This window comes from Mycobacterium sp. (assembly GCF_019243155.1).
In the GTDB taxonomy this organism is placed as follows: domain Bacteria; phylum Actinomycetota; class Actinomycetes; order Mycobacteriales; family Mycobacteriaceae; genus Mycobacterium.
Map to the genome: position 1 here is coordinate 1 of NZ_JAFAUS010000029.1, position 5,802 is coordinate 5,802.

A 5,802-nucleotide genomic window follows, 5' to 3' on the forward strand; every position below is an offset into this window, starting at 1 on the left:
CCGCTGCCGTCGGCCATTTAGTCGGCCCTGCCGGTATTAACAGTGATACCGCGCCGTCGATCGCCGTCACAGGCAAGATGAAGTGATGCGGATCGGAATTCTCACCGGGGGCGGGGACTGTCCCGGGCTCAACGCAGTCATCCGAGCGGTGGTGCGCACCTGCGACTCCCGGTACGGCTCGTCGGTGGTCGGCTTTCAGGACGGCTGGCGCGGCCTGCTGGAGAACCGGCGCATGCAGCTCAAGAACGACGACCGCAACGACCGGCTGCTGGCCAAGGGCGGGACCATGCTGGGCACCGCGCGGGTTCACCCCGACAAGCTGCGGGCCGGACTGGACCAGATCAAACAGACCCTCGACGACAACGGCATCGACGTCCTGATCCCCATCGGCGGCGAGGGCACGCTGACGGCCGCGCACTGGCTTTCGGAAGAGAACGTCCCCGTGGTCGGTGTGCCGAAGACCATCGATAACGACATCGATTGTACCGACGTGACTTTCGGCCACGACACCGCGCTGACCGTCGCCACCGACGCCATCGACCGGCTGCACAGCACCGCCGAGTCTCATCAGCGGGTGATGCTGGTGGAGGTGATGGGCAGGCACGCCGGCTGGATCGCGCTGAACGCCGGCCTGGCCTCCGGCGCGCACATGACGCTGATCCCCGAGCAGCCCTTCGACATCGAAGAGGTGTGCCGGCTCGTCAAAAGGCGGTTCCAGCGCGGTGATTCGCACTTCATCTGTGTGGTCGCCGAGGGAGCAAAGCCGATCCCGGGCTCAATCTCGTTGCGCGAAGGCGGGATCGACGAGTTCGGGCACGAGCGTTTCACCGGGGTCGCGCAGCAGCTGGGCATCGCGGTGGAAAAGCGGATCAACAAAGAGGTCCGGGTGACCGTCTTGGGCCACGTCCAGCGAGGCGGCACGCCGACCGCCTACGACCGCGTGCTGGCCACCCGATTCGGCCTCAATGCCGCCGACGCCGCCCACGCGGGGGAGTACGGCCAGATGGTGTCTCTGCGGGGCCAGGACATCGGCCGGGTGCCGCTGGCGGATGCCGTTCGGCAGCTGAAACTGGTGCCCGAAAGCCGCTACGACGACGCCGTCGCGTTCTTTGGCTAGGGCCAGATCCCGGCAAACAGCGGGTGGCCCCGGCTTGACGTCGGGCTGAATTTGCCGGTCAACGTCCGGGCTTTGGCCTGGTGGGCGGAAATTTGAGGTTTCTCCCAAGGTCCGCAGTGGTTATACCGGGGGAATGAACAACCGCGGCTCGACTCGCGGCGCCGTTCAGCAGCCCGTTGCGCCGGCGGGGCCTCCGGGTCCGCCCCGCATTGAGAGGCGTCGGCCCAGGCGGCGAGTCGATGCGGACCCGGCGGCGCCCACCGTTCCGGAGCGCTACCGGGGGAAATCGCCGGCCGGCCAGCCGCTCCGACCCTCCTCGCTACCGCCGGCCGAACCCGCCCCGGCCAGGCCGACTGCGTCGCCCGTTCACCGTGATCCGGTCCTTGGCGGCACGGCCCTCGATCGTTTCGACCAGCCGGACACCGGAGCTGTCCCCGCGCTTAACTGGCGGGACGTGATGAAGCGCGTCACCGGGATCGATGTGGGTCCCGGCAAAAGCGCGGCACACGAAAACGCGCTGAAGGAGCGCATCAGGACGGTCGTCGGTGGCGCGTTCCCTATTGCTGTCCTCAACCTCAAGGGCGGGGTCGGCAAGACGGTGGTAGTGGAGGCGCTGGGCTCGACCTTCGCCGCCGTGCGCGACGATCGGGTGATCGCGCTCGACTTGGATGCCGGCGACTTGGCGGACCGGCACGGTCAGCGGAATCCGTTGAGCCTGGCCGACCTGCTGTCGGGCTACGCGGCCACGCAGTATTCCGATATCCGGGCGCACACCTATATGAACAGCTTCGGGCTGGAAGTCCTCGGGCTACCCGACTACGCGCGCGTCAATTGGCAGCTGAACCGCCGCGACGTCGTCGAAGCCTTCTCGATTCTGCGAAACCAGTATTCGGTGATGTTGGTGGACTGCGTCAAAGCGCTCAATTCCACTGTGATGGAGGCCGTTCTCCCGGAGTCGCGCGCCCTCGTGGTTGTCACGAGTAGTTCCATCGACGCCATACGCAAGACCCAGACCACGTTGGAGTGGTTGTCTCACAACGGATTTCAGCGATTGGTGAATTCTACCGTGCTTGCCATAAACCACGTCGAACGGGCCAAGGTGGACGCGGTGGCGGCCACGGAGCTCGAGCGACTGTCGACCTTCGTTGCCGCCACGGTGACGCTGCCGTTCGATCGGCACGTGCATGAAGGCAAGAAAATCGCGCTGGACCGTTTGACCAGGGAAAGCCGGCGCAGCTACCTCGAGATGGCGGCCGCGCTGGCGGACATGTTCCCGGGCCGCGCTGGCGAGCCCGCGCAGTAGCCGCAGAACGCGTTTAAAGCCACCACTGTGTTGGTCGGTGGTGACCCTCTTCGCCCGGCTCCGCCGCGCTCGAGGTCACCACGGTGTTGGTCGGTGGTGACCCTCTTCGCCCGGCTCCGCCGCGCTCGAGGTCACCACTAGGATCGACGGCATGAGTGTTGCTGCCAGCGCCGATCTCATGGACTACGACGACGTCATCGCGCGATTCGACCCGGTACTCGGTCTCGAGGTGCACGTCGAGCTGTCCACCGCGACCAAGATGTTCTGCGGGTGCTCCACCACATTCGGCGCCGAACCCAACACTCAGGTGTGTCCGGTATGCCTGGGATTGCCCGGGTCGCTGCCCGTGCTCAACCGCGCCGCGGTTGAGTCGGCGATCCGCATCGGGCTGGCCCTGAACTGCGAGATCGTGCCGTGGTGCCGCTTCGCCCGGAAGAACTACTTCTACCCGGACATGCCGAAGAACTACCAGATCTCGCAGTACGACGAGCCGATCGCCATCAACGGCTACCTCGAGGCGCCACTGGAAGACGGCACCACCTGGCGGGTGGAGATCGAGCGGGCGCACATGGAGGAGGACACCGGCAAGCTCACCCACCTGGGCAGCGTGACCGGCCGCATCCACGGCGCGACGACGTCGCTGATCGACTACAACCGCGCCGGCGTGCCGCTGATCGAAATCGTCACCAAACCCATCGAGGGGGCCGGCGCCCAAGCGCCGCAGATCGCCCGCGCGTATGTGACCGCCCTGCGAGACCTGTTGCGCGCCTTGGACGTATCCGATGTCCGGATGGATCAGGGTTCGATGCGTTGCGACTCCAACGTGTCGCTCAAGCCGACCGGCACCGTCGAGTTCGGCACCCGCACCGAGACCAAGAACGTCAACTCACTCAAGAGCGTCGAAGTCGCCGTGCGATACGAGATGCAGCGCCAGGCCGCGATTCTGGCGTCCGGCGGCCAGATCATCCAGGAAACCAGGCACTTTCAGGAGGCCGGCGGCTACACCAGCCCGGGCCGGGCCAAGGAGACCGCACAGGATTACCGCTACTTCCCCGAGCCGGATCTCGAACCCGTCGCCCCCAGCCGCGAACTGGTGGAGCAGCTGCGCCAGACGATCCCCGAGTTACCGTGGTTGAGCCGCAAGCGGATTCAGGAAGAGTGGGGCATCTCCGACGAGGTGATGCGAGACCTGGTCAACGCTGGCGCGGTCGACCTGGTGATCGCCACCGTCAAGCACGGGGCGTCCAGCGAGCAGGCACGCGCCTGGTGGGGAAACTTCTTGGTACAGAAGGCCAACGAGGCGAACGTCGCGCTCGACGAGCTTTCCATCACCCCGGCGCAAGTCGCCGCGGTGGTGGCACTGATCGACGAAGGCAAGCTCTCCAACAAGCTGGCCCGCCAGGTCGTGGAGGGTGTGCTGGCGGGGGAGGGCGAGCCCGAGCAGGTGATGACCGACCGCGGCCTGGCCCTGGTGCGCGACGACTCGGTGACGCAGGCCGCCGTCGACGAGGCGCTTGCCGCCAATCCCGATGTCGCGGAGAAGATCCGCGGCGGCAAGGTGGCCGCGGCGGGTGCGATCGTCGGTGCGGTGATGAAGGCCACCCGCGGGCAGGCCGACGCGGCCAGGGTGCGCGAACTCGTCCTGGCCGCCTGCGGGCAGGGCTAGTCGCTAGCTCTTGTCGTCGTTGTTACGTGGGAATCCGCCGCCCTGCGGGAAGAGCGGGAACACCACGTCGTCGAGCTTTTCGGCATCCCCGGCGGTCTTGTTGACCGTTGCGCCCCATACGTTTCCGTCCGGCGACATCCGCAGCGCCCACGCGTGAGCGTGCGTGTCCTTACGCACGACGTCGGGTTCACCGGTAACGGCACCGGTATTCGGCGCGAGCCGGACGGCGACCGTCAGCTTGGTGTTGATCAGGTTCACCAGCACAGTCCCGTCCATTGCCGCGCAACCGGCCACGCCGGGTTTGTCCGGCCACGTCCACACGGTGGAGACCTCTGAGGTCTTGGTGATGCGCTGCAACCGATCCGCCGTCGGGGTGCGGTCGGCGACATACAGCGACCCGTCGACCGGGTCGGTGCACAGGCCGCCGCCGGCGCCGACGCCGGACAGCGCCGTCGTTGGCGGCGCCTGGCCGATCGTCGTCGGCTGCTCGATGCGCAGCACCTTGCCGGCAAGTGACTTGGGGTCGGCGGCCGCCGCCGGGTTGCCGGCATCGCCGGTCAGCACGACCAGCGTGGTGGGGCTGGTGAAGATCAGCGCGCCGGTGTTGCCGGTGGCGCCCTTGGGGATCCCGGTCAGAATGTCCTTCGGGATGTCGCCGTCGGCGATGCGGATGACGCGATTGTCGGTGGGCGTGCTGATGTAGGCGTACATCAGGCGGTCCTGCGTGTAGGTCGGCGACATCACGATGTCCATCAGGCCGCCATCGCCGGACGGGTCGACCGGGATGACCACCTTCACCTTCGGCTCGGCGCTGACGGAGATCTCTTTGACGGCGCCGGTGGTGCGCTCGGCGACCAGCGCGGTTTTGCTGTCCGGGCCCATGATCAGGCCGCTGGTGCTTTCCAGGCACCCCTGCATCACACCGGGCGCCGGGCAGACCTTCGGGAACGGCGTGGGCGGCAGCGGCGGCGGCGGGGGAGGCGTCGAGCTGGGCTGCGGCCGAAGTTCGGGGTCGGTGGTGAACGGCTGAGACTGCGCGTCGTTGAACCGGGCACACCCACTCGAAACCAGCGCCACCGCGCAGAGCGCCGTGAACACGCGCCGCATCGGCCGCCCTGATCGCCCCAGTCGCATGATCGACAGGCTACGGACACTGCAGGCACCGCCGCCACACGCGTCCTCGTGTCCCCGAAGGAAACTCGGTCGCGCCACCCGTCCGCCGGCGTCCGGCGGGCCCAAGGCGGTCGGGTCGAATTCGGCGATTTCGAGCGTTCCGGACACAATTTGGCGCCAATCCGGGCGTATTTGGCGGGCAAACTACCGATTGACGGGCGAAAGCGCCGCTCAAATCCCCGATTCGGGGCTAAAAGCCCTTACCCTGACACGCGTGACCAGTCAATCGCATGACGCACATTGGCAGCGGCCCGGCGAATCCCCGGAGTCTGCCCCGGGACGCCCCGCAACGGCGCGCCTAGTCGATCCCGAAGATGATCTGACGCCCGTCGGTTACCCCGGCGACTTCAACCCCTCCACCGGAACTACCACCGTCATCCCCTACGCGGGTGACCACCCGCCCGCGGGGACCCGCGCAACCGCCCATTACGGCATGCTCGACCAGCAGGACGCCTTGCCCTACGTCCAGCCGCAGTCGTCGGCCCGGCACGCGAGCGCCGAACCCGCCGAGATCGACGGCGACGAACACCACGGCAAGTTGCA

The 5,802-nt window shown here is 67.2% G+C and carries 4 protein-coding genes and 1 pseudogene; 4 read left to right on the forward strand and 1 reads right to left on the reverse strand.

What is annotated here, in order from left to right; translation table 11 throughout:
- The first annotated feature begins 85 nt into the window (after positions 1-85).
- The 3 genes from JOZ00_RS01620 to gatB all read left to right on the forward strand — a co-directional run bounded on the left by JOZ00_RS01620 (position 86) and on the right by gatB (position 4,086).
- Positions 86-1,117, forward strand: coding sequence for an ATP-dependent 6-phosphofructokinase (locus JOZ00_RS01620; RefSeq protein WP_293338788.1), 1,032 nt, complete (start codon positions 86-88; stop codon positions 1,115-1,117).
- Positions 1,118-1,574: 457 nt separating this feature from the next.
- Positions 1,575-2,420, forward strand: a complete 846-nt coding sequence (locus tag JOZ00_RS01625; RefSeq protein WP_293338794.1) for a MinD/ParA family protein — start codon at positions 1,575-1,577, stop codon at positions 2,418-2,420.
- A 151-nt stretch (positions 2,421-2,571) separates the two neighbouring features.
- Complete coding sequence (gatB, locus tag JOZ00_RS01630) at positions 2,572-4,086, forward strand: Asp-tRNA(Asn)/Glu-tRNA(Gln) amidotransferase subunit GatB (RefSeq protein ID WP_293338791.1); 1,515 nt, start codon at positions 2,572-2,574, stop codon at positions 4,084-4,086.
- Between the two features lie 3 nt (positions 4,087-4,089).
- Here gatB and JOZ00_RS01635 read toward each other — a convergent pair whose 3' ends face one another.
- Positions 4,090-5,193 (reverse strand): sorbosone dehydrogenase family protein, encoded by a 1,104-nt coding sequence (locus JOZ00_RS01635; protein WP_293338796.1) that lies wholly within the window; start codon positions 5,191-5,193, stop codon positions 4,090-4,092.
- Positions 5,194-5,473: 280 nt separating this feature from the next.
- Here JOZ00_RS01635 and JOZ00_RS01640 point away from each other — a divergent pair.
- Positions 5,474-5,802: pseudogene (locus JOZ00_RS01640) on the forward strand (hypothetical protein); the annotation flags it as partial.

Coding starts and splice junctions, on each gene's coding strand:
- JOZ00_RS01620 (WP_293338788.1), top strand. CDS start 86: ATGCGGATCGGAATTCTCACCGGGGGCGGGGACTGTCCCGGGCTCAAC.
- JOZ00_RS01625 (WP_293338794.1), top strand. CDS start 1,575: ATGAAGCGCGTCACCGGGATCGATGTGGGTCCCGGCAAAAGCGCGGCA.
- gatB (WP_293338791.1), top strand. CDS start 2,572: ATGAGTGTTGCTGCCAGCGCCGATCTCATGGACTACGACGACGTCATC.
- JOZ00_RS01635 (WP_293338796.1), bottom strand. CDS start 5,193: ATGCGGCGCGTGTTCACGGCGCTCTGCGCGGTGGCGCTGGTTTCGAGT.